Raw genomic sequence first — 23,075 nt, 5'->3', positions numbered from 1 at the left:
GTATATCATTAGCGCCCTCATACCTAATCAGATAAGGAAGTGAAATGAAATGACAATTGAATCTAGTACCAGGCTATCGTTACAAAAGGGTAATTTAGCCTTTACATTTCTGGAGAGTGGTGATCTTTACCAGGCTCTAGGCGGCAAAATGATGATTAATCAGCTCCTGTCGAGCAGTGTCGACGGTGCACTGGGCAATCTATATGCAAGGCTTCATACTTCGAACGGAATTCAGGCATTTCCGCTGCTTGGTGTGAAATCAGCCAGCCGTTTCCGCAAGGACGGCGACCGCTTGATATGGCAAGGCGATATTCCAGCAGAGCAGGCCGGACCAGGAGTAGAAGATGCTATACGTTATCAGGTAGTCTTTTCCATGACAGATCTGGGTGTCTGGTTCTGGGATGTCTCCATTGAAGGCAGCGGCGTTCTTCTGGACGTGATCTATACTCAGGATGTGGGTATTGCGTCTCCTGGAGCTGTTACAAGCAATGAGGCTTATCTGTCCCAATACATCGATCATGCCGTATTTGAAAGCAAAGAGAATGGGTATGTTGTATGCTCCCGCCAGAACCAGCCGCAGGACGGAAAGTTCCCTTATCTTCAGCAGGGTTTGCTTGAAGGTGCTACGGGATATTCGACCGACGGCTTTCAATTCTTCGGCTTATCCTACAAGGAAACCAATCAGCCGGAGGCATTGTCCCAGGACAAGCTTGCCAATGAGATTTATCAGTATGAATTTGCTCACACGGCGCTGCAATCCGCAAAAGTTCAGATGGATGGGGAAGCGCGGTTTACGTTCTATGGACTGTTCCGGGAAGATCATCCGGCTGCAATTACGGAGCTTGAGTATGAAGAGGCAGTCCAAGAGGCCTGGCAGCAAATACAGTCTTTGGGAAGCGTCTCTGCAAATGGGGAGTGGCTGAATCAGGTATCGGTTAAACCACAGATCGGTGAACCATTGCAGACACTTCCTTTGACAGGGGGCGAACTCGATAAGCTGTTCCCTCATAAGTTCCAGGAGGAACGTGAGGATGGAAAACTGCTGGCTTTCTTTACTGACGGCTACGAGCATGTGGTGCTCAAGGATAAGGAGCTGCTTGTCGAGCGTCCGCATGGACAGATCCTAATGAGCGGTGATAATGCCCGGCTGAATCCTGAGGTAATGACTACAACCTCCTATATGTATGGTATTTTCAATTCCCAGGTGGTCGTCGGCAATACCAATTTTAATAAAATGATGTCCAATCCCCGCAGCGCATTAAACGTCTACAAGACCTCGGGGCAACGTATTTATGTCTTTTCCGAAGGTCAATATCATCTGCTAACGATGCCTTCGCTGTTCGAAATCGGTTTTAACTATGTACGCTGGTATTATAAAACGGCCACGGATACCCTGGTGATTACTAATTACACCACTATGGATGAACCGGAGGTTAGACTGCATGTCCGTTCTGCTGGCGGTATCGCTTACCGTTTCCTGATCACGAACCAGATTACCATGAATGTGGCTGAATATGAGGTTCCCTATGAAATGTCTCAGGATGCGGCAGATGGAACGCTGACCTTCCGGGCTGCGAAGTCAGGTACAAGCGCGAAGGTGTACCCTGAACTGGCCTACCGGATGCATCTGGACGGTGCGGCTTACGAGTTGGGCGATGAGTCCTTCCTGGTAGAAGGCCGGGTTCAAGGCAGTGCATCCCTTGTGGTGATGGAGCTGCAAGAGAGTGCTGAATGGACCTTAACTCTACAGGGACTGCTGGATGGCAAGGCGCGTCCACTTAGCTCCACTTCGGTTAAGGCCGAGGTTGACCGGTACCGCGAGTTTTTGTCAGGAGTCATGAATGGGTTCAAGCTGACAGAGAAGGGGGGTACCGAAGGTGAGTTGTTCAAGGTAAATGCACTGGCCTGGTGGTATACCCATAACATGCTGGTTCATTATTCCGTACCTCACGGTCTGGAACAATATGGCGGCGCTGCATGGGGAACCCGCGATGTCTGTCAAGGTCCGGTAGAATATTTCCTGGCTACCCATAAGTATGAACAGGTTCGAGAAATCCTGCTTACCGTGTTCGCCCATCAGTATGAGGATGACGGCAGCTGGCCGCAATGGTTCATGTTCGATAAGTATACGCATATTCAGCAGGAGGAGAGCCACGGGGATATTATTGTCTGGCCGCTGAAGGTGCTTGGCGATTATCTGCGGGCGACCCGGGATTACGAAGTTCTGGATGTGCAGCTTCCGTACACCCGCAGACACCATTTTGACTTTACAGAAGGAACGGCTTCCCTGCGGGAACATGCGGTCAAGGAACTGAATTATATCAAAACGAACTTCCTGCATGATACGTTCCTCTCCTCCTATGGTGACGGGGATTGGGATGACACCTTGCAGCCGGCCAATGCTCAGCTGAAGCAATACATGGTCAGCAGCTGGACAGTCGCATTAACGTATCAGACGGTTCTTGGACTGTCGGGCGTATTGGAGGAAGCCGATCGTGCATGGTCCGGGGAGCTGAAGGAACTGGCGGCAGGAATCAAAGGTGACTTCAACCGCTATATGCTGGGAACTGATGTGATCCCGGGCTTCCTTTACTTCGAAGATCCTGCCCATGCCAAGCTGCTGCTGCATCCCGAAGACAAGGAGACCGGTATCCAGTACCGGCTGCTGCCGATGACCAGAAGCATGATTGGTGAGCTGCTGACTCCGGAGCAGATGGAGGAGCATTACAAGCTGATTCAGGAGCAATTCTTGTGTCCTGACGGCGTGCGTCTCATGAATCATCCGGCTCAATATGCGGGTGGTGTCAGTCTCCATTTCAAACGGGCGGAGCAAGCGGCGAATTTCGGCCGCGAGATTGGTCTGCAGTATGTGCATGCGCATATCCGTTTTGTTGAGGCGATGGCGAAGATCGGCAAACGGGATCAGGTATGGAAAGGATTGGCCGTCATTAACCCGATTGGCATCCGCGATGCGGTGCCAAATGCGGAACTGCGTCAGAGCAACTCCTATTTCAGCAGCTCGGACGGAAAATTCTCCAACCGGTATGAAGCGCAGGAGCGTTTTGCAGAGCTGCGTGACGGTTCGGTTCCAGTCAAAGGCGGATGGAGAATCTACTCCAGCGGTCCTGGGATCTACATGAATCAGCTGATCTCGAACGTACTGGGCATCCGCGAAGATGGCGGCGATCTGATCATTGATCCTGTATTGCCGGATGAATTGGATGGTACCCGTTTGGACTTCGACTACGGCGGCAAACCAGCCACGTTTGTCTACCATTGCTCACAAGGTGAACTGACTTATGTTAAGGTAAATGGACAGGAAGTTCCGGCTGAACGGCTGGCGAATCCATACCGCTTAGGCGGACTGCGGATCAAGCGGGCTGATTTGGACCGGCTGCGCAGTTCAGAAGGCACGGTAGTGGACATTTATATGTAAGCTTTATTGAACAGTAGCAATTCAGTTGAAAAAGCGGTCAGTGATACGGGTATTCCAAACAGGATACCAAGTAATCACTGGCCGCTTATTTTAAATATATGGATTGATATGTTTCATACCATCAATCATCTTTCTGATTGAAGAAGGGGACTGCTTCTCAATCAATGAATGCAAGGATACGATTCAGCCGAACGATAAGAGTAGGTGCCGCTTTTGCGAGATCGAAGTATTGCTCCGCATCCTGGGTTCTAAGGATAGGAGTCTCATGGGTAATCAGCTCCGGCAAAGTCAGCATTAGAGCATCCCTCTTTCCATGGCGGAGAGGCTGAAATGATCAAGGCTCATCGCTTCACGGACTTCCTTCATCGTCGCACTGGCGATCCCCCGGGTGTACTTCGTTCCGGTCATTAGAATATCATCCACGAGGTGTGGCCGTGAGGCGTAAAAGGCCCGGCGCTCCCGCATGGGTGCAATCAACTTCTCCAATGTCAATGTGATGCGTTCTTTGCAAGCCGTGCATCCCATGGTTCCACGTTCACAGCCTTCGCGTATTTCCGTAAGCTGATCCGGCCCAAAAGCCCTATGATAAGCATAAATGGGGCAAATTTCCGGGTGCCCGGGATCATTTTTATGCACGCGGGCAGGGTCTGTGACCGCTCTTTTTATTCTGTAGGCGATATCCTCCGCAGAAGAATCAAGTTCGATGGCATTGCCCAGACTTTTACTCATCTTAGCATTTCCGTCTGTACCCACAAGTCTCGGAGTATTGCTGATTATCGCCTGAGGTTCTACAAGTATTGGCTGATACAACTCGTTGAACCGTCGCACAATCTTGCGGGCCAGCTCCAGATGCGGAAGCTGATCGTCACCAACAGGAATAATCGTTGCTTTGCAAATGGCAATATCAGCAGCCTGACTAACCGGGTACCCCAGAAATCCGTAATACAGCTCGTCTAGTCCACGTCCTTGGGATTCAGCCTTAATGGTTGGATTGTGGCGCAGTGTATTAACGGATACGAACATCGAGAAGTATACGGTGAGCTCAGCAATCTCGGGAATCATGGATTGAATGAAAATCGTAGACTTTTCAGGATCAATCCCTACGGATAAATAGTCCAGGGTCATCTCACGGATGTTGGTGCGAATCTGTTCCTGCCGTTCGAAATGGGTGGTCAGCGCCTGTACATCGGCCAGAAATACCAAGGATTCATACTGATCCTGTAAGAGCACCCGGTTCTGCAGACTGCCGGCATAATGGCCAAGGTGGAGCTTTCCGGTCACCCGGTCTCCAGTCAATACACGTTCTGTCATCAGTGAACATCCTCCTAAAATGGTTGTATACATATTTGTGAAGCTTGTGAAATTGAATTGTGAGCCGCCACCACCAGCCATCCTCCATGGCCATCACCCCCTTAAAAAACAAAATAACCCCGTCCGATAAGGACGAAGTTGTCGTTGTACCACCTTAATTGACTGCTCAGCCGCACTAAAGGTGCAGACCTTTCAGTCTTCGCAATACGGTGCGGAGATGCTGTAACCCTCATCCCGAGACCGTTCCCCTGATAACGGCGGGATTCCCGGCATTTCCCTACTGTACCCTCTAAGGATGGTTCGGAAAAGCAACTCCAAAGGCCATTCGATCATATCCTGGACACCGGTTCACAGCAACCACCGGCTCTCTGCAAGTCCACTGGGGAAATGTCTACTTACCCTTCTTCTGCGTTGTTTATTGTATATGGGGAATATTACCTTATGGTAGTTGGATTCGTCAAGCAGAGATGAAAAAGGCGCTGTCTCAAAATGATATGCTCCCCAACGTCTGGGCACTTATACTCATGGGCACTTATGCTCATGGGCAGGAATGACTCCAGGTCATGATGAGAGCGCCAGGGGAAAAACGATCAGTGAAGACGCGAAAAGGGAATAAACAAAAAGCGAAGTGCGCTGGTCGAATCGGCGCGAGCGGCAAGACGAAAAAAGAACACCTCCTATCGGCGCAATATCACCTTATCTATAACTCCGGATGACCTTGAGCTTAGTAGAAGCATATAAGGCGAACAGGAGCAGCAGCAATCCAATGGAACCCATGACTGGACCGGGAGTGAAATGATCCGAAAGGTAGGAGACAATGGTCAGACCGATCGACGGAGCTACACTCATAACGGACCCCAGTACGCCGAAGACTCTGCCCTGAAGCTCTTCCGAAATTTCCAGCCGGAGAACGGTATTGATCAGCAGTGTGCAGAACGAGAATATGAATCCAATCAACAGAATGACAGGAATAGCTATTGCTGCAGAAGGGATGAAAGATAACAGGATGTACATTGGGCCTAGACAGAGGAGACTGATCATAATCAATAAACCCCGCCGTTTGATTCGGGAACCGAGTATCATTATCAGGCCTGAGCCAATCATATAACCAAGCGGAATACAGGCTTCCATGAGTCCGAACTGGAACGGGCTGGACTTCCATACGTTGACGGCCATGACCTGGGTCAGCATCAGCGAAGGCATGAAGAATAGCGTGAGCGTCGGAAGCATGATGATGACTGCCTTGGCAAAAGGAAACTTCCAGATATACCGCATCCCATCTCCAAGATCCTGAATAAATTTCTTCTTCTCTTGGGGCTCATGATTGACGCGAGTCGGCATCGGCAGGGAACGGACAGCAAGAACGAGCAGGAAGGAGACGAGAAACGTGAATCCATCGAATAAAATGGCATCTGACGCACCAAAGGTTGCGACAAAGATTCCTCCTGCCGAAAAGCCTACCGTCCGGCAAATGTTCTCCGACAGATTAAGCATTCCAACCGCTTGCTGGACATGCTCTTTGCCAACAACGGTGATAATGGAAGACTGGTAGGCAGGAGACTGGAACAGGGCCGACACAGTGGTCAGCGCTGTAAGCACAGCCACAATAATGAAGGAAGAGGAAGGGACGGAGATGACCAAGGCAAGCACGATTACCAGCATGCAACTGATCAGATCTGTAATCAGCATAATCCTTCTACGGTTGGTCCGATCTGCGAACGTTCCTCCAATAGACCCGAGCAGTGAGCTCAGCAATAGGTTAATGATCGTCAATATAGCCATTAATTTGGCGCTGCCGGTGGTCTGGAGCACCCAAAGACTTAGAGCAATGCTGTGAAAGGTATTGCCAAACAGGGAAATGGAAAAGGAACAGAGCAGTAGTAGAAATTTTTTGTTGGCCCAAAGTCCCGGGTAAGTGGGTGCAGCCGTAACCGCCTGTCTAGCCAAAACCGGATCGGACATGGTATTCTCCCCTTTCAACTTAAGCGTTTAAGTTAATCCTCAAAAAAAATTAGTCGATAAAATAGCAGTTATTGTCTTGCTCAGAGTAGTCGGAATCGTGCAAAAGCTTAAGCATGAGTTCAAATGCGACTTCTGCCTTATCCCCTTGGAAGAGAAGCTTCTCCACACTTTCACCCAGCATTTGCGGAGAATTACAGGTACAGATTACAGTCAAGTGCTCGAAGCCGCCTGTCTTCTCGACGTGGCTGCCAATGAATTCATTGATCACGATTGCCTGCTTGAAGCGGTGGTGATCCATTGCTGAGTTCAAATCCTGTAGTTCGCGGATCTCAAAGACCGCGTCGTCAGCCAGAGGAACATTGCTGCGGATATAACGGGTTAGCAGCGAGTTGTTGAAGCTCTCCATAATCAAACAGACCTGCGACAGATCCTCCGGCAGGGCCTCTTCAAGCGCCGAGCGGTAATTGAACACCACCTGCTTGAACAGCTTATCTTCAATCATGCTGTCAATCAGAATCAGGGGAATACCCTCGACAAAGTGTCTGGAGATCGAGTAGAAGGATGCGTCCAGCACATCAATGAGAAACACGGCTTCCAGCTTGCGCTCGACAATAATGTCCAGCGAAGGGTTAGCTTCATCCAGTGAGTAGAGCAGCGTATGATAGCCGGCTGCTGTAAGCCGTTGCTCCAAGGCATGAATAAAGGCGAACTGGGCATGAAGCTTCCAATAAGGCATTTGCTCGGATTTGTAGACCAATACGCCTACCAGTCCGGTTTTTTGGTTCGCAAGTGAGCGGGCTGCCAGATTCGGAATATAGCGAAGTTCTTCGGCCAGCTGCATAATCTGGCGCCGTGTTTTCTCAGGAATAGTCTGATTATCCACACGATTCAGCACATAGCTAACGGTTGCAACGGATACGTTGGCCCTGATGGCGATGTCCTTCATAGTCGTTTTTTTCAACAATCAAATCTCCTATCATTCAATTTTCTAAAGATTAACATTAGAGCGGGTCACGAGTCAATTCCGGATATGGAATGTCATGAAAATACTTTTATTTCTTTGTATTGATATAATATGTAAAATATTGTAGTATCAGCTTAATCGGTTAAGTCTATCGATTGTTGTCTATCATTTTCTCTATCATAGGAGGCGGTTATGCATGGACAATGTGGTGTTGTATCCCTTTAATAAGATCACGCAAGGGATGGTCAGATTCAGGGATTTGACGGATTTCCGGATAGTGGCGGTTGTCGATTTTGTCCTGCATAAGGGTAAAGATGCGGCAGAGCTGGTTGCAGGCAGAGCGGCGGGTATTCCGATTACGGACAACATCGAAGAGGTGCTTGAGGCTGCTGATACCTTGATTCTGAATGATCCGGGAACTTCATTTGGCAATAACGAAAGCGTATACGGCGAGCATAATCTCACTCAGCTGTGGAGAATGTTGGTTATCCGTGCCCATGAGCGAAAGCTGCGGATCATCAGCGTGCATGAAATTATTGACGGCCCCACCCTGGAATGGCTACTTAAGAATGGAATTACCATTGAGGTGGAGCCGCAAATCCCCACAAGTCTGGAGCACCGGCTTCAAGCCGAATATGTATTTCCTTCCCCTGGTGATGAAGTAGCCACTTATCTATCTTATTTTGATGTAGACGCGCAGATAACCGCTTATAACCACAATATTTGCAAGGTAGGGATATTCGCAACAAGAGGCTGCCTGGGAAAGTTCACTGCCCAAATGTCATTATTCAGAGAACTTAAACAGGCAGGTGAGAAGGTCAAGGCGATTATAACCGAGCCTACAGCTTCACTGTTCAACCAACCGGGCGGGGATATTATGAAATTTATTGCCCGCAGGCCGCTGAATCAATACCCGTATTACATTCATGCAGCTGTCCGGGAGGCGGAGAGTGAAGGCTGTGATTATGTACTTTTGTCAGGGCAAGGTTCCCTGCTGCCGAATGAGAACTTCGTGATTGCAGCGACCAAGGTTTCTTATTTGCGGGCCTTCCGGCCGGATCTGACGATCCTGATTGCAGGTTATGATGATGATGAGCAGATCAGAGACAGCCTCGATATTCTTCGCATATACGGCAATGCCAGCCGACCTTTCGCCATTCTGATCCCGGATAAATACGAAGTTGATTTTGGAGAATACATCTGGAAGACCCCTGAAGAAATCGAACGACGCAAGGCAGAGATCCGCAGCCGCTTTGAAGCCGAGCATGTCGAATCCGTGCTGGACATTGGCAGACTAGCCGCCAAGCTGTCCCAGTATAAGAAGACTGTCAGATTATGAACCGGGCGGAGGCAGCGAATATGAAGAGAGTCGTGCTGTATCCATTCAATAAAATAACGCAGGGTCTGCTTCGCTTTCGTGACCTGCTGGACGTGGAGATTGTGTCGGTGATCGACTTCGTGCAGGAAGACGGACAAGATGCCGGAGAACAGGTAGACGGGAAACGTGCGGGGATTCTCATTCATAGATCTATGGAAGAAGGACTGAATGGTGCGGACACTCTGATCTTGAACGATCCGGGTACTACCTTTGGCGGGAATAAGGGGGTATTCGCCGAGCATGATTTGGCCGGGTTATGGCGCGAATTGGTCATGTACGCTTCAGACCGGGGCTTAAAGGTGGTTAGTGTGCATGAAATCTATGACCGGGATACGCTGAACTGGATGGCGGAGCAGCAAATAAAGATCGACGTGATTCACAGTCCACGGGAGCATCTTATTCAAGAGATGGACGAGCGTTACCCTACGTCCGAAACGGATATCGAGCGCTATCTGGAACAGTTCGAGAAGGAGGCGTTGATGTTCTCCCGCCCCCGAACGATTAAGAGGGTTGGGATTTTTGCCACCCGGGGATGCATCGGCAAGTTTACCGTGCAAATGAATCTCTATCGGAAATTTCGGGCGTGGGGCATTCCGGCGACAGCCTTCATCACGGAACCCACCGGCTTCCTCTTCCGGCAGCCCGAAGGGGATATCTTCAAATTTCTGGCACACCGTCCGCTTCAGCAGTATCCGTATTATATAGATTCCGTTATTCATCAGGCTCAGCGCAGTGGGAGCGAGTGGATCATCATGGCGGGGCAAAGCTCCATCCTTCCTACTATGAATATTGCATTCAACTCTCTGAGATACGCGATGCTACGGACCTTTGACCCGGAGTTTGTACTACTGATTGCCGGTTATGATGACGACGAGCATATTCACGATGCGATTGAAATACTAAGAATCTACTCCAGGCGGCCACTTGCCCTACTGCTTCCAGATAAGATGGAGACCTCTTACGGGCAATATGAGATTTATCCCCAGGAACAACGAACCGCCCGTAAGCTTGAACTGGAACTGAAATTCCAAACTCATGTACTTTTTATCGAACAGGCGGAAGAAACCATGAACCTCATGCTCGAAGCAGCGAATGCCGTCTCGGCCGGTTCAGGGATGTAAATATGCTGAATCCGGGCGAATGCATCTATCAGATTATCACCGACCGATTCTGCGAAGGCAATCCTGGCAACCGTCCACCGGCTGAGCTATTCAGTGCCGATTCAAGCAATCCGCGGAAATATCTTGGCGGCGATTGGGAAGGAATTATCGCCAGGATTGGGGACGGATATCTCACGGGAATGGGCATCTCTGCGATTCTGATCTCACAGCCGGCAGAGAACATTCATGTATGCATGGACGATGAAGCAGGCACGGCTTCCTATCATGGCTATTGGCCCAGAGATTTCCTTAGGCACAACCCGTATTTTGGTTCACTGGACACCTTCAGAGCTCTGGTGAACACTGCACATGAGCATGGACTGAAGGTCATCATTGATTTTACGCCCAACCATACATCCCCGGCACTGGAACTGCAGCCTGCTTACATGGAGAATGGCGCATTGTACCGCGCTGGAGAACTTGTGGCTGCGTACTCGGGAGATATGGAGCGTGTGTTCCTTCATAATGGGGGCACTTCTTTCCTGAATGCCGAGGATTCGCTGTATCGTAACCTGTATGACCTTGCCGGACTGGATCAGATGAATCCGCAGGCAGATGAGCTTTTACGCGAAGGCATTGCTTACTGGCTGGATCAAGGAGTCGACGGGGTCCGAATTGACGCAGCCAAACATATTCCTCCAGGCTGGCTAACCTCATTCACTGGATTCATTCATGCCAGAAAACCGGCTTATCTCTTCGGGGAATGGTTCCTGGAAGCACATGGAAGATCGCAGGATAATGCTGCGTTTGCCAATAACAGCGGGATGAGCCTGCTGCATTTCATGTTCACTCACTCGATGCGGGAGAGCTTTCACGGCTTAAGGGGATTCGAAGCGTTCGCTGATATGCTCTGTGAATCATCTGGATGCTATAAGCATTTGTTCGACCAGCTTATTTTTCTGGATAATCATGATATGAGCCGGTTTACACAGGACTCGGACCCTTCGCTTACGGATCTGGCGCTTGTACTGCTGTTGACTTCCGCGGGCATGCCGGTGGTGTACTATGGAACCGAGCAGTACATGAGTGGCGGGGATGACCCGCATAACCGTGCCATGATGAGCTCCTTCAGCAGGGAGACACCCGCCTACCGGATTCTGGCGGAGCTTAATCGTCTAAGGGCACGTAACCTTGCGATTGGTTATGGTAGTACGGAGCTGCTACATGTGAACTCCAAGGTACTGGCATTCGAGCGTAGGTACAGGGGAAATGTTGCTCTGGTCCTGCTCAATCTGGAAGAGAGAGAACATGTTCTGCCGCCACTGGTGACGTCGCTTCCGCAAGGCACGTATTCCAGCATCCTGAGGGACGTGTTCGCAGATTGTGAAGTGTCTCCAGAGGCTGAAGGGGATATACGGAATATGGTGATGGCTCCGCGGTCTGCTTACGTCTATACGTGTGAGTCTGATTCGGAGGAGCCAGCATCCTTGCACTTCTACCCTAAAGCGGCGGCGCCGGGAAGCGAGCTTATTATTCAGGGAAGATATTTGGGTGACACAGGCAGTCTGACGGTTGGCGGGTATGCAGCAACTGTTATCTCCTGGAAATCCGATAGGATCGTTGCTAAGGTTCCGGTGATACCAGCGGGCACACATCACATACAAGGGCTGAGGAACGGGGAGACGGAGTTTCTGCTGACGGAAGACCTGACCGTATGGACAGGAAAGCTGGTTACGGTAAGGCTGGTGGTCAAGAATATACTCACCGAATATGATTCACATGTCTTTGTGACAGGGAATGTGTACGAGCTTGGAGCATGGGAAGTGGACAGGGCCGCAGGACCATTCTATAACCATATCGTCTATCGGTACCCCACCTGGTACTGTGACATTAGTCTGCCAGCGGATTGCCGGATCGAATGCAAATTTCTGCTAAGAAGTGATTCCGGTATCGTGCGGTGGGAGCAGGGAGTGGCCCATAGCTGGCATACGCCTCCGGAGGGTGTATCCGAAATGATTGTGGAGTGGCAGGAGTGATGGCCGCCAAGAATTCATCCAGTTGCCCAAAAGGAGATGCTGCGTATGAATGAGAGATTGCAGTTTGATGGAGCGCGTCTGGTCTTCCAGACTACGCTGGGCGAAGATACAAGGAGCATGATTGCCTGGCATTTTAAAAGTGGATGGCATGAGCTGCAGCAGGCTGTCCGCCTTACCGCCCTCTCTGCCGACAATAAATTTGCACAGTTTCTGTTCCCGGTGGATAGGCCGCTTGGACAAGCGCTGGACATGCAAATTCCCAGGCCGGGAAACCGCTACTATTACGCAGATTTGGGGATTATCAAAAAAGTGCAAACGTTTGTACCGATTTCGAGGTCGAATATTTTATATATTTCTGAAGACCTCATGACCGAGTCTGTGGATTGGCTCTCTTTTCAAAGAGATCATTCCTCGCCACCGCTGCTGGAGCAAAATACATGGTGGGAATTCTTCACGGGTTATTCACTTATTGCACACTGAGAGATTCGGAGGGGACAACCTATGCAATCAAGCGTATCTGTCTTAATCCTGTCCTGGGAGTATCCGCCTTTGGTGATTGGAGGGATTGCCCCTCATGTCTATGAATTATCCAGGCATTTGCAGGCTGGGCGGACGGCAGTCCATGTAGTCACCAATACCGCGCCCGGGCGGCCCGTGCTGGAGGTGGAGAACGGCGTACACGTGCACCGTGTGAATTCTTATGAGAATTTGACTGACTTTGAGGATTGGGTGCTTCAATTCAATCTGGCGATTGTGGATTACGTTACCGCTCAGCTAAGCGGGAACATCAGGTTCGACCTAATTCACGCGCATGATTGGCTGGTCGGTTATGCGGCCCTTCTTCTGCGCCAGCGCCTTCACTTGCCGCTCGTTACGACGATCCATGCTACAGAGCATGGAAGAAATCAGGGATTATTCACGCCGCAGCAGCAAACGATCCATTCCATCGAACACGAACTGGTCTCCTCGTCGGACAAGGTTATTGTATGCAGTCTGCACATGCAAAGCGAAGTCTGCGCCGTGCATACCCTGGACAAGCAAAGGACAGAGGTGATTCCCAACGGCATTGATCTCCGTTCACTGGAGCTCATGCCTGCCCATTCTTTCAGAAGAGAACATTATGCGCAGAATGGCGGAAAGATTGTCTTGTTCATTGGAAGGCTGGTCAAGGAAAAAGGGGTGCAGGTGCTGCTGCAAAGTATGCATGAGGTGCTTCGGGAATTCCCGCACTGTACTTGCATTATCGCAGGCCGGGGCCCTATGCTGGCCGAACTTGAAGCAAGTGCGGCCGAGCTTGGTACAAGCATCCGGTTCACTGGCTTTGTGGACAGTCTGGAGAAAAGCTATCTGCTGGAGATTGCTGATGTCTGTGTATTTCCCAGTTTGTATGAGCCCTTCGGTATTGTAGCGCTTGAAGCGATGGGAAGCGGTACCCCGGTAATTGTGTCCGATATCGGTGGACTTGCTGAGATTGTGGAGCACGGGCGGACCGGGCTCATCAGCATTCCTGAAGATCCCCATATGCTTGCGGGCCGGATTCTGTATCTTCTCCGTGATCCTGAGGAGGGGGACCGGCTTGCGGAGGCAGCCCGGCGGGAAGCCCGGCTGCGGTATGACTGGCACCCTATTGCTGAGAGAACCAGAGAAGTCTATTCCGCGCTGAGCGGCGTGAGATTATGAGGAAGGCAAGGTGCTGAGATGACATCTTTTATCACCCTCAAAGAAGAGATTCTTGATCTATCGCTCTGTGCTTCCTGCGGATTATGCGCCGCAGTGTGCCCTCAAGGCCTGCTGGCAATGAACGGCGACTCCGTTCCGCTTCCCGTATTCCAAGGCATGGAGAGCCAGGCAGCGGACACCTGCGGAAGCTGCAATCTCTGCTCGGAAGTGTGCCCGGGGTATGACACAGGTGTGATGGAGTCCGAGCGCCGCATTTTCGGCCGCAACCGATCCGAGCTTGAACGCTGGACCGGTATTTACCTGTCCACCTATCAATTATCGGCAGCGGACCCGGAGATCCTGGGCCGGGCGGCAGCCGGTGGGGCGGCGACGATCCTGGCGATCACGGCGCTGGAGGAGAACTTGGCCGACGCGGTGATTGTGGTAGGGAGAGATCAAGAACGCCCCTGGGTGCCGAAGGCGTACCTTGCCGATTCGGTGGACCGGATTATCGAGTGCGCACAGACCAGCTACTGCATTACGCCGAATCTGGATCTGTTAAAGGACGGCAGATATGACAAGGTAGGCATTATAGGTGTGCCGTGCCAGATTCAAGGAATCAACAAGCTGCTGAATCTCCCGGAGCATCTGCCTTCCTCTATGTTGGCAGACAAGGTAGCGTTTACAATTGAGCTGGGATGTGCTTCTAATACCTCCCTTGGCGGTACTGAACATCTGATTACAGAGATCCTCGGGATCGATTTGGCTGATGTTGTCTTTATGCGCTACCGGGAAGGGCAATATCCTGGACAATTCGTGGTCAGGACACGGCAGGGTCAGGAACATTTTCTCCCCTTTTATAGGCTGGTGGAGGAGTTCAAGAAGTTCAAGACGTTTCGCTGCCTCGTTTGCCCGGATTGGTGGTCAGGTGTTGCCGATATCTCGATTTCGGATGGGGACCCCAACATTTTTGATTCCAGCAAGGCCGGAGTATCCGCCAAAGCTTCATCCACGGTAATGGTGCGTACGAGGATGGGAGCTGATCTACTTGCGCTTGCGCTGCGCCGGAACGCGGTGGAGCTAGTCGATTATACCTTCGAGAACAACCTTGGACTGGAGCGCAAAAGGCAGCGTTACCGCAGCTACGCGGCGAAGGGCGACCGGCGGATTCCGCTGGCTCCCGGAAGAGATATGGACTATTCGCAAATACTCTCGGATGACGAGGTGATCAGAATTGGAATTGGTACAGAACAGGGTCGAGCTACCGGCCAAGTGTGACTTGCGAATCAGAGCGAAGCGGGATGTAGGCTCTTTGGTGTTCAATTCGATTCCCGGAGACAAATCCATCTCCCAGCGGGCCATTGTCCTGAACGCTATCGCCGAAGGCAGAGGCAACGTACAGGGTGTGCTGCGTTCCCGTGACACTCAGAGCTGCATCGCTATTTTGCGCCAATTAGGTGTAACGTTTGCATGGAATGGTGATGACCTGTCTGTCTATGGGAGAGGGCTGCGGGGCTTGCGGGTACCAGAGGGCAGGCTTGAGATTGGGAATACGGCCACATCGGCCCGGCTGATCTTGTCTGTGCTGGCAGGACAGCCCTTTGCAGCGGAACTCGGCGGGAACGCACTGCTCTCGGCAAGGCCGATGGATTGGGTGGTTCAGCCGCTGATGGACATGGGGGCCTCTATTGAATATCTTGGTGTGAAGGGCTGTCTGCCTTTGCGGGTTCAGGGAGTATCGCCATTGTCTCCCATAGACATGGAAGCCACCGTATTCAGCGCACAGGAAAAGTCAGCTCTGCTATTCGCGGGATTGTACGCGGAGGGGATCACACGTTATCGGCAAAGCTGCCAAAGCCGGGATCATACCGAACGCCTGATGCGATATTTCGGCATAGATATTCAGGCCGATGGCGATGTTACTTCCCTGAGGGGAGGTAGTTTCTTTTCCGCCAAGGATGTGATTGTTCCAGGCGACCTGTCCTCAGCGGCTTTTCTGCTGGCCGCATACGCTATTCGGGGAGTGGGGCACAAAGGCAGCCTGTCGATTAAACGAGTGGGTGTCAATCCGACCCGGATGGGGTTCTTTCACCTGCTTAGAGAGATGGGACTTCACTTGATGCTGCAAAAGGAAGAGGATCTACTATCCGGGGAGCCGATTGCAGATATCTATTGCCCGCAAGCAGCCCGGTTGTCCCCTGTCCTTGCTGAAGGTAACGAGCGGATACAGAGCTTGATTGACGAGGTTCCTTTGCTAGCCGCGGTATCGGCGTTTGCCGAAGGGGATTCAGTGATTAGGAACTGCCGGGAATTACGAGACAAGGATACGAACCGGATTCAGACTACTGCGGGGGTACTAAGAGCTTTTGGCATAGAAACCTCATGTAGTGAAGACGATATGGTCATTCACGGCGGCAAGCGTCTATCACCTGCTATTGTAGACAGCTCTGGGGATCACCGGATCGCCATGACCGCCGCTGTGCTCGCCAGCAGTATGGATGAGCCTTCGATTATCCGCAACTGCGGCTGTATCGACGTATCCTACCCGGGTTTTGTTGAGGACCTTTCGCAGCTTGCTCATATTGATATTTTGCGTTCAGAATGATTATCGGTACGTTTTGCTGAAAAAGCCCACAGCACCGCATGATGCAGTGCTGTGGGCTTCTGTGATTTTCGAGTAATATTATTTAGTGGTAACTGTATAGATTTCTGACACAGGTCCATCGGTGAGCTTCAGCTTCGTTTTACCGTCAGCGCTCATTTTATAGAGGCTCTGATTATCCTCTGCGTTATAATAGTAGATTCCTGATACATCGTTAAAGATGGAGCTATTATCCCAAGTCACGCCATTCAATTTAGTTAAGGACAGATTCGCATTTACAGCATAAGCCCCGCCGCTTGCATAAAATATGATTTGTCCGTCGGCTGTACCATTCTTCAGGTTATAGACATTTGTCACCTGGCTTAGTGCAAGTGTTTTTGTACTGGTTACTTTACCATTGGCAATGGTACTGATGTAGGCTTTTCCGTTGCTGCCGACGTATGCCAGCTTGTTTCCGCCCATATCGGCAAGGCTGACAACCGCGCTTTGATTAAGCTGAAACGATTTACCGCTTTTATCTATCGCATAGCTTTTGCTCTTGGAATACACGTAATCATCATTATCGTCTACTGTAACCCCTTTGTTATAGATGTAATAATCATTGGACCAGAAGCCTGAATAGGTTGCATTCGCATCCAGCGGGCTTTTGGCATTGGCTGCTTTGGGATTTCCGCCATTCACCGGAAGGGTGTACAGAACCATGGAGTTCAGAGAATAATACGTTTCTGCAGGTTTGATATCTACCATTACAGAAACCGTAGAAGAACCCGGATGAATATAGGAATAGGATGGAATGGCGCCTTGCGCTATATATTGCACATTTCCACTGCCATCGCGGGACTTCGAGGCTGCCCAGGTGTTTGTTCCGTTCTTCAAAACATTGTAGTAAATGCGGCCATTCTCCACGGAGAAGCCTGGAAATTCTGTATCTGCGTTATTCGCAATTTGCTTGATCTGGGTGTCATCAGCCGCATCAGCCAACGAGCGGTAGATCACGCCATTGTCATCCATGAAATAGATGAACTCCCCTTCGATTTGGTAAAATAAAATATCCTTGTCGCCGGCAAAGTTGCTGATCAGCGCACCTGGTTCGGTCAGAGACAAACGCTGCAGCTTGCTAGTGTCCTCATTATCAAAGAAATACAAATACTTGCTGGTTGCGTTCAGATAGGATCCCTCGAAATTCTCAGAGATCATTTGAGCAGTACCCCCGGCAGTGGGTGCACGATATAATGATCCATCTTCCGAGCTATAGTACACATACCCTTTCTCCGCAGCCGCTGCGGATGCGTGTGGAGTCAGCTTTCCTGCCCCTAGAGCAGAGCTGATCAATACACCTGCAAGCAGGATGCACCCTAATCTTTTAGTTAACCTCTGAATCTTCTTCATTTGACGACTCCTCTGTAGATGAAATGGTATGAGTATAAAACTATACCTTACTAAGATATCGGATTAAACCAAGGAAAATATATGAAGCGAAAGAACCATTATTATCCTCCTGAATCATGAATTGAATGAATTTGGTAAGGGCTAAATGGCATGCATAAATATGCAAACAAGAAAAATCCCCATAAGCGAGAGTAACGGCCTATGGGGTTGTGAATGATTATCCTATGGTTTTCACAACAGTTCCTTCATTGTCGGTGATATGAGTGGGTACGATCCTCACTGCAAACTCCGGCCAGTCAGTGAGATGATACAGCCCTGCTACCGGACGGAGAATTTCTGATATAGCTTCCGAGGCAGCCTCATCCAGCTTAAGGACAACATTATCATTATGAATTTCGATGCTGCGATTGACGCCTGTCTCGAAGCTGACCGTAACCTCTGGACCGGCCAAAGTTAAGGTTCGTCCTTTTAGGAGTCTCCCATGCAGCAGCTTGCCTACGATCTCGGCCTGCTTAGCTCCCAGCTGCAGAGTCTGGATGGAATCGTCTTCCGGGTTCTCCCAAGCTAATTGATCGACGTATAGTGCACCTGTATTGGAGCCTTCACTTTCACTGCCCAGCCTTACGGCTTCGGCGATTGCAGGGAGCTTGAGGAGTGAATTCCGATGTAGATCAGTTATATATAGCGGAATGTGCTCTGACATTTCCATCAAAACGCCCAGAGTATTCCAGACCTGCATTGCCAACAGTTCATCATTGGTGATGCCCACCAGTTGGAGGAATTCTACTCGGCCATTAGGGGTGTCTATCGCCGGAAGCAGAGGGTCTGTAATAAAAGCCAATGCTGTCAGCACCGTCTCCGACTCAAGGGCAATCGGCCCATTCGCATCCATATAATCCCCGGAACGGAACACATTCCCGCTGTTAAACACATAACGGCCCAGATTCTGCAGCAGATTCAATGCCCAAGCCGGAGGCTCATCTTCTGCAGCGGATTTGGATAGCCGGAAGGTCAATTCGAAGCCATATCCGCTGTACCCGGGATCTTCTGTTTCTTTTTCATATAGCTCCGAAAATCCGTAGGTTACAAAATGCCAATGTGGCAGGGGTTCACGCGCTTCGTATACACTGATTCCATTCAGCGGATCTGGTCCACCAAGCATGTAGGGTATGGCGGTTCCGTAATGCTTCTGCTCCTGTTCTCCATAGAGCTGCTCCAGAGCTTCATCTATGGCTTCCCAGCCATCTGCGTTCAATTCTTCTTCGCTCATATGTTTTCCCTCCCAGAATGTTTATAGCCCGAGCGAGTTGCCCCTCTCCAGACGCTGGATCTGCTGCTCGCCATTGTCGGCCAGTTCGCGGAACTGATTGATGGTCTCGCGCATTCTCGGCAGTGCCTCCTGCTTGTAGGTGCTGATGGAATCCAGGGCGGACAACACGTCGGTAAAGGCCTGTTTTAGCGTGTCTGGAGAGATGGAGGTTTCCATCGATTGTTTTTGAATCGCTGCCCCTTGCTCTTTAAGCATTTTTGAGGTGCCGCTGATCAGATGATCTGTCGTTTGATTTAGCAGCTCGATTTTTTTGAGTACGATTTTTTGATGATATAGTGCGCTTGCGACGGTGACGGAGATTTTCAGTGCAGATACGGTTACGTTTCGGGCTCTGTCAACGCCCCGGATCAGTTCTTTATTATTTCTGATCACTACTTCGATAGCCATGATGCCTTGTTGATTGACTACTTGCATCTGCTGCAGATCCATGACCCGCTGACGGAGAGGGAAGAGGACTTCTTCGGTGATGAACCTGATTTTGTCCTCGGACTCACTGCGCACCTTAGCAGCTTCAATCTGATGCTCGATTTCCCGGTCCATCAGCATGCCGAGCTGAATTTCCTTCTGCAGCTTTTTGGTGAGCTCCCGCAGGGTCTGCTGTTCGATCTCAAGGGTGGTGTTGTCGTTCTTCAAAATGGATTTGCCTTTATCCAGGGATTGGATGATATCGGAAATGACAGCGTCTGCTTTCTGGTACTTGGCGAAATACGTACGCAGGGGATTGAAGAATTTGCCCAGAATCCCGTTTTTAGCAAAATCGACAGCACTCGGGTCCAGATCCTTCAACTGCAAATGGAGCTCCGTCAATCCCTTGGCGACCTGGCCGCCTTCATCGCCTGTTTTGGACAGATTGCCTACGGACACCTGAAGCAGGGAGTTTTTATCGGAAGAGGAGCGCATGGTATTCATTCCGAACATGTCGATCGATTGCAGCACAGATCTCCGTTTTTCCAGTGAGTCTATATCCAGGTCCAGAATACTTGCTACATTGCTCGCGGCCAGCTCTTTCAGCTGCGAAACCTCTGCAGGCTCCGGCTGTACCTGTTCTTCGATAACCGCTTTGAGCGTTTCCGTACTAGGGATTTCCATGGTAAATGACATCACAAACCTCCTAAAGTTTTATCGAAGCTGCACTTCTTCGACTGTGCCCGTAATATAACTAGCTTCGATAGCATATGCCCGAATGGTAGGCTGAGCTACATTTGCACGTTGAGCAGATTGCCGATTTTGTACACGACGTCATCCGTATCTGCATTGATATTTGCAGCCTCATTAATACTGGAAATGCTCTCCAGTGCCTTGATGTTCGCATTGTAGCCTATGGTGTAGACGGGGATTTTATAAGTCTCGATTAAGCCTCTAATCTCATCTAATGAATGCCCTTCATTCGTTTCACCGTCACTGAGGACGAAAATCACCGGCTTAATATCAGGATTCAAGGCAATTTGGTCCTGAAGCATTTTCATGGCTACAATGATTCCGTCGAACGTAGCGGTGCCCCCGGTAGCCTGCAGGCTGTTAATGGCCCCTACGAACATGGACTGCTGATTGGTGTCATATTTGGCGATGGGCAGATTAATAGTCACATCACTGGAGTAGGAGACAAAGCCAATGCTGTTGTCTTTACCCAGGAATTTCTGTCCTTTGAGCAGCGATTCCTTCAGATGATTGAGAGGTTCCCCGGCCATGCTTCCTGACACATCCGCTACGAATACAGCTGCAATCGGTTTGCTGCCATCCTTTTTCTCTTTCCAGAGCTTCTGGGCTGAAGACAGGAGGTTGCCTTCAATAGGGGCAAGTTCAGAGACGTATTCATTCATGCCGTTGAAGCCTTTGTCCGATGCCAGCTGTTGATATCGGTCCTGCTCAGTGAATTCGGCAAATTTCTTGATAATGTCCAGCTTCTCCTTGGGTAAATTTCCAAGCGCGTAGAGCGGACTATCATGTCGTACGCCAAACGGTGTGAAGACATAGCCGCTTTTCAGATCAGGCGCATTCACATAGGTTTGATACTCCAGAACAAAAGCATCCAGTGCCCCTGTTTTAGCCGCATCCCGCATTTGCAGCGTGGTCGAGGCGATGAACGGCACATTGGCCTGGAACCGCTCAAAGCCCTGCACAGCCTTATCACTTAACAGATCGGAGCTGTCAAAAGTGCTGAGTGCGGTCACGAGGAAGTTCAGTCCGGTGGAGCTGGCGAACGGGTCGGTGTAGCCCATGGACAGCTCATTCGCTGCGATAGCATCCGTTATGGTTTTGACATTCAGCGAGCCGTACTTGCCTACCAGTTCGTCATACTTTTTCTTGTTGGTTACCACGCCCGCCACATTGCCAGTAATACGTTTCGAGATAAGCACGGTAGGGGTTCCGTTTGCCTTGACCATCTCGCCCCATAGCTCGTTGGAAGGGGTAAAAGCATCTGGTATATACTTACCGGACCGGATATAGTCTGTGGCCGTGCCTGAGGCGATATTACGGATCTTTACGGAAGCCTGTTTACCGCCGATCATGATTTTCGCATCATTGAAGGCAGTGGCTACTTCATTCAGCCAGCCGTCATTTCCTGTCCCGGATTTCTCGGTGGAAGAGAAGATTTCCACGAAGCTGTCCGTTGTATTCTCTACAGAAATAGGAAATTTGGAGATGTCGGGCAGGGATTCGCCGATATCTGCGGGGTTCAGGTCGATTTGCCCCTTTACAGTATCTGCGACTGTTACATTAACATTACTGTAGAGTTTGTTCAGCTTTTTACCGGCGTCTTCCGCAGAGATCTCCTTATCGGATTTGCCTAAATTTGCAGTCAGCGTGATTCCGAAGTAGACCAGAGCAAATACGCATGCTGCAATCACTGCGAGTATGATCCCTTTTTTGCCACTCCCGGCCATGTGCATCTTCCTTTCTAATTCTGATAGAGCTTGGTCTGCCCGATCAGGGCGTTAAGCTCTTTCATGCAAGGCATTTCATCAACTGCTCTGTAGTCCGTATTATCCAGCAGGGAAATTTCCAGCAGCAGCTGATCCAGCTTAAGCAGAATCTCCTCATTCGCCCCCAGATAGCCAGTCACATGGGCAAAATATTCGTTATACAGCTCGTTTTTTCTCTGCACCAGCGTATCGGAGAAGGGCTTCGGCCTTTGCCGGCTGGTGAACAGGTTGAATTCAGAGGCATCGAATACACTGAGCTTGTTCAGAATCCCCCGCACATTCAGATACAAGAGCTTTTCAACCTCAACAATGACGGTCTGGAACTTTCGGAAGCTTAATTCCGTGGGCTCAAACCGCTCCCCTAATATATTCATCAAGGTGGATTTCTTTTTATCGATCCGCTCCAACTGCTCAAGGGCAAGCAGAACATCTTTTTGGAGCGCCTTCACATTCCGGTAGCGGCTCAACCCTGCGATGTAATCATCACGGGTTTCCAAATTACGGACAGAGGGAGTGGCCGGAGTTTTGAAGAGGAGGGTATAGCTCCCGTACAGCACGACAAGCAAACTAGTGAATAGCAGAGTAACGCCAGAAGCGGTCTCAAGTGTACTTCCGCCAACAATTTGAAGGCCAAGTAGTCCAGGAGAAAGTACAGCTATATTCGACAGCGCAATTCCGGCAATAAGTCCTATCAGTTTGACGGGTCCAGAACGGTTCAGAATGTGCACCTCCTCTGCAGGTATTTTTTTACAAGACGACTTTGGATCCATTTTATCAGAGAAAAGAAGGTTTAGCTCCGAAATATTACCAAATCGGTCCCCAGTCATTTGAATCCTTAAATTTTAAGAATTAAGGGTTGACAGCAACTTACTTGCCATGTAACATATGAACAGTCGTTATGCATATAATTACATACTGTTCTCGTATAACCTCGCAGCCTTATGGGCATCAACAGGGCGAGGGTTTCTACAGGAAGCCTACTCT

The 23,075-nt window shown here is 50.1% G+C and carries 17 protein-coding genes; 8 read left to right on the top strand and 9 right to left on the bottom strand.

From position 1 onward, the window contains the following. The first annotated feature begins 49 nt into the window (after positions 1 to 49). Positions 50 to 3,436 (top strand): GH36-type glycosyl hydrolase domain-containing protein, encoded by a 3,387-nt coding sequence (locus A3848_RS03875; protein ID WP_074083617.1) that lies wholly within the window; start codon positions 50 to 52, stop codon positions 3,434 to 3,436. Between the two features lie 157 nt (positions 3,437 to 3,593). On the opposite strand, the gene A3848_RS32110 is transcribed toward A3848_RS03875, so the two are convergent. The 4 genes from A3848_RS32110 to A3848_RS03860 form a co-directional block, all read right to left on the bottom strand. Beyond that, positions 3,594 to 3,731: a hypothetical protein gene (locus A3848_RS32110; RefSeq protein ID WP_167374612.1), complete on the bottom strand. Its 138-nt coding sequence runs from the start codon at positions 3,729 to 3,731 to the stop codon at positions 3,594 to 3,596. Then, a complete protein-coding gene (gene trpS / locus A3848_RS03870) occupies positions 3,731 to 4,747 on the bottom strand; it encodes a tryptophan--tRNA ligase (protein ID WP_074083616.1) in 1,017 nt (338 codons plus the stop codon). The genes A3848_RS32110 and trpS overlap by 1 nt, the downstream gene beginning before the upstream one ends. A 696-nt stretch (positions 4,748 to 5,443) precedes the next feature. Beyond that, on the bottom strand, positions 5,444 to 6,709 hold the full coding sequence (locus A3848_RS03865) for an MFS transporter (protein WP_074083615.1): 1,266 nt from the start codon (positions 6,707 to 6,709) through the stop codon (positions 5,444 to 5,446). Between the two features lie 49 nt (positions 6,710 to 6,758). Continuing rightward, positions 6,759 to 7,670 (bottom strand): LacI family DNA-binding transcriptional regulator, encoded by a 912-nt coding sequence (locus tag A3848_RS03860; protein WP_074083614.1) that lies wholly within the window; start codon positions 7,668 to 7,670, stop codon positions 6,759 to 6,761. Between the two features lie 199 nt (positions 7,671 to 7,869). Between A3848_RS03860 and A3848_RS03855 the strand changes: the two genes are divergently transcribed. The 7 genes from A3848_RS03855 to aroA are packed head-to-tail and all read left to right on the top strand — an operon-like array spanning position 7,870 to position 16,451. Then, the gene (locus tag A3848_RS03855; RefSeq protein ID WP_074083613.1) at positions 7,870 to 9,012 is read left to right on the top strand and encodes a DUF1611 domain-containing protein; all 1,143 of its coding nucleotides are present in this window, start codon (positions 7,870 to 7,872) and stop codon (positions 9,010 to 9,012) included. A gap of 20 nt (positions 9,013 to 9,032) precedes the next feature. After that, a complete protein-coding gene (locus A3848_RS03850) occupies positions 9,033 to 10,172 on the top strand; it encodes a DUF1611 domain-containing protein (RefSeq protein ID WP_074083684.1) in 1,140 nt (379 codons plus the stop codon). Between the two features lie 2 nt (positions 10,173 to 10,174). After that, complete coding sequence (locus A3848_RS03845) at positions 10,175 to 12,187, top strand: alpha-amylase family glycosyl hydrolase (protein WP_074083612.1); 2,013 nt, start codon at positions 10,175 to 10,177, stop codon at positions 12,185 to 12,187. 45 nt (positions 12,188 to 12,232) lie between these two features. Next, a complete protein-coding gene (locus A3848_RS03840) occupies positions 12,233 to 12,667 on the top strand; it encodes a hypothetical protein (RefSeq protein WP_074083611.1) in 435 nt (144 codons plus the stop codon). Positions 12,668 to 12,688: 21 nt separating this feature from the next. Then, the gene (locus A3848_RS03835; RefSeq protein WP_074083610.1) at positions 12,689 to 13,867 is read left to right on the top strand and encodes a glycosyltransferase family 4 protein; all 1,179 of its coding nucleotides are present in this window, start codon (positions 12,689 to 12,691) and stop codon (positions 13,865 to 13,867) included. An 18-nt stretch (positions 13,868 to 13,885) separates the two neighbouring features. Beyond that, positions 13,886 to 15,124 (top strand): Coenzyme F420 hydrogenase/dehydrogenase, beta subunit C-terminal domain, encoded by a 1,239-nt coding sequence (locus A3848_RS03830; protein ID WP_074083609.1) that lies wholly within the window; start codon positions 13,886 to 13,888, stop codon positions 15,122 to 15,124. Next, entirely contained in the window at positions 15,081 to 16,451 is a 1,371-nt protein-coding gene (gene aroA, locus A3848_RS03825) for a 3-phosphoshikimate 1-carboxyvinyltransferase (RefSeq protein WP_256702131.1), read from the top strand. The genes A3848_RS03830 and aroA overlap by 44 nt, the downstream gene beginning before the upstream one ends. Positions 16,452 to 16,529: 78 nt before the next feature. On the opposite strand, the gene A3848_RS03820 is transcribed toward aroA, so the two are convergent. The 5 genes from A3848_RS03820 to A3848_RS03800 form a co-directional block, all read right to left on the bottom strand. Further along, a complete protein-coding gene (locus A3848_RS03820) occupies positions 16,530 to 17,837 on the bottom strand; it encodes a DUF5050 domain-containing protein (protein WP_074083608.1) in 1,308 nt (435 codons plus the stop codon). A gap of 217 nt (positions 17,838 to 18,054) precedes the next feature. After that, on the bottom strand, positions 18,055 to 19,107 hold the full coding sequence (locus A3848_RS03815; protein ID WP_074083607.1) for a suppressor of fused domain protein: 1,053 nt from the start codon (positions 19,105 to 19,107) through the stop codon (positions 18,055 to 18,057). Positions 19,108 to 19,128: 21 nt separating this feature from the next. Then, the gene (locus A3848_RS03810; protein WP_074083606.1) at positions 19,129 to 20,268 is read right to left on the bottom strand and encodes a toxic anion resistance protein; all 1,140 of its coding nucleotides are present in this window, start codon (positions 20,266 to 20,268) and stop codon (positions 19,129 to 19,131) included. 95 nt (positions 20,269 to 20,363) lie between these two features. After that, positions 20,364 to 22,052 carry a vWA domain-containing protein gene (locus A3848_RS03805; RefSeq protein WP_074083605.1) on the bottom strand — a complete coding sequence of 563 codons (1,689 nt, stop codon included), beginning with the start codon at positions 22,050 to 22,052 and terminating at the stop codon, positions 20,364 to 20,366. Between the two features lie 14 nt (positions 22,053 to 22,066). Then, positions 22,067 to 22,861: a hypothetical protein gene (locus A3848_RS03800; protein WP_256702130.1), complete on the bottom strand. Its 795-nt coding sequence runs from the start codon at positions 22,859 to 22,861 to the stop codon at positions 22,067 to 22,069. Positions 22,862 to 23,075 lie beyond the last annotated feature (214 nt).

Origin of the sequence: Paenibacillus sp. P32E, assembly GCF_001909085.1 — a bacterium.
Classification (GTDB): Bacteria; Bacillota; Bacilli; order Paenibacillales; family Paenibacillaceae; genus Paenibacillus_AQ; species Paenibacillus_AQ helianthi.
This window is presented reverse-complemented; position numbering and strand designations above follow the sequence as displayed.

Excerpts from the sequence above, each read along its gene's own strand:
- A3848_RS03875 (WP_074083617.1), top strand. The coding sequence starts at position 50 with ATGACAATTGAATCTAGTACCAGGCTATCGTTACAAAAGGGTAATTTA.
- A3848_RS32110 (WP_167374612.1), bottom strand. The coding sequence starts at position 3,731 with ATGCTGACTTTGCCGGAGCTGATTACCCATGAGACTCCTATCCTTAGA.
- trpS (WP_074083616.1), bottom strand. The coding sequence starts at position 4,747 with ATGACAGAACGTGTATTGACTGGAGACCGGGTGACCGGAAAGCTCCAC.
- A3848_RS03865 (WP_074083615.1), bottom strand. The coding sequence starts at position 6,709 with ATGTCCGATCCGGTTTTGGCTAGACAGGCGGTTACGGCTGCACCCACT.
- A3848_RS03855 (WP_074083613.1), top strand. The coding sequence starts at position 7,870 with ATGGACAATGTGGTGTTGTATCCCTTTAATAAGATCACGCAAGGGATG.
- A3848_RS03850 (WP_074083684.1), top strand. The coding sequence starts at position 9,033 with ATGAAGAGAGTCGTGCTGTATCCATTCAATAAAATAACGCAGGGTCTG.
- A3848_RS03845 (WP_074083612.1), top strand. The coding sequence starts at position 10,175 with ATGCTGAATCCGGGCGAATGCATCTATCAGATTATCACCGACCGATTC.
- A3848_RS03840 (WP_074083611.1), top strand. The coding sequence starts at position 12,233 with ATGAATGAGAGATTGCAGTTTGATGGAGCGCGTCTGGTCTTCCAGACT.
- A3848_RS03835 (WP_074083610.1), top strand. The coding sequence starts at position 12,689 with ATGCAATCAAGCGTATCTGTCTTAATCCTGTCCTGGGAGTATCCGCCT.
- A3848_RS03830 (WP_074083609.1), top strand. The coding sequence starts at position 13,886 with ATGACATCTTTTATCACCCTCAAAGAAGAGATTCTTGATCTATCGCTC.
- A3848_RS03820 (WP_074083608.1), bottom strand. The coding sequence starts at position 17,837 with ATGAAGAAGATTCAGAGGTTAACTAAAAGATTAGGGTGCATCCTGCTT.
- A3848_RS03815 (WP_074083607.1), bottom strand. The coding sequence starts at position 19,107 with ATGAGCGAAGAAGAATTGAACGCAGATGGCTGGGAAGCCATAGATGAA.
- A3848_RS03810 (WP_074083606.1), bottom strand. The coding sequence starts at position 20,268 with ATGTCATTTACCATGGAAATCCCTAGTACGGAAACGCTCAAAGCGGTT.
- A3848_RS03805 (WP_074083605.1), bottom strand. The coding sequence starts at position 22,052 with ATGGCCGGGAGTGGCAAAAAAGGGATCATACTCGCAGTGATTGCAGCA.
- A3848_RS03800 (WP_256702130.1), bottom strand. The coding sequence starts at position 22,861 with ATGGATCCAAAGTCGTCTTGTAAAAAAATACCTGCAGAGGAGGTGCAC.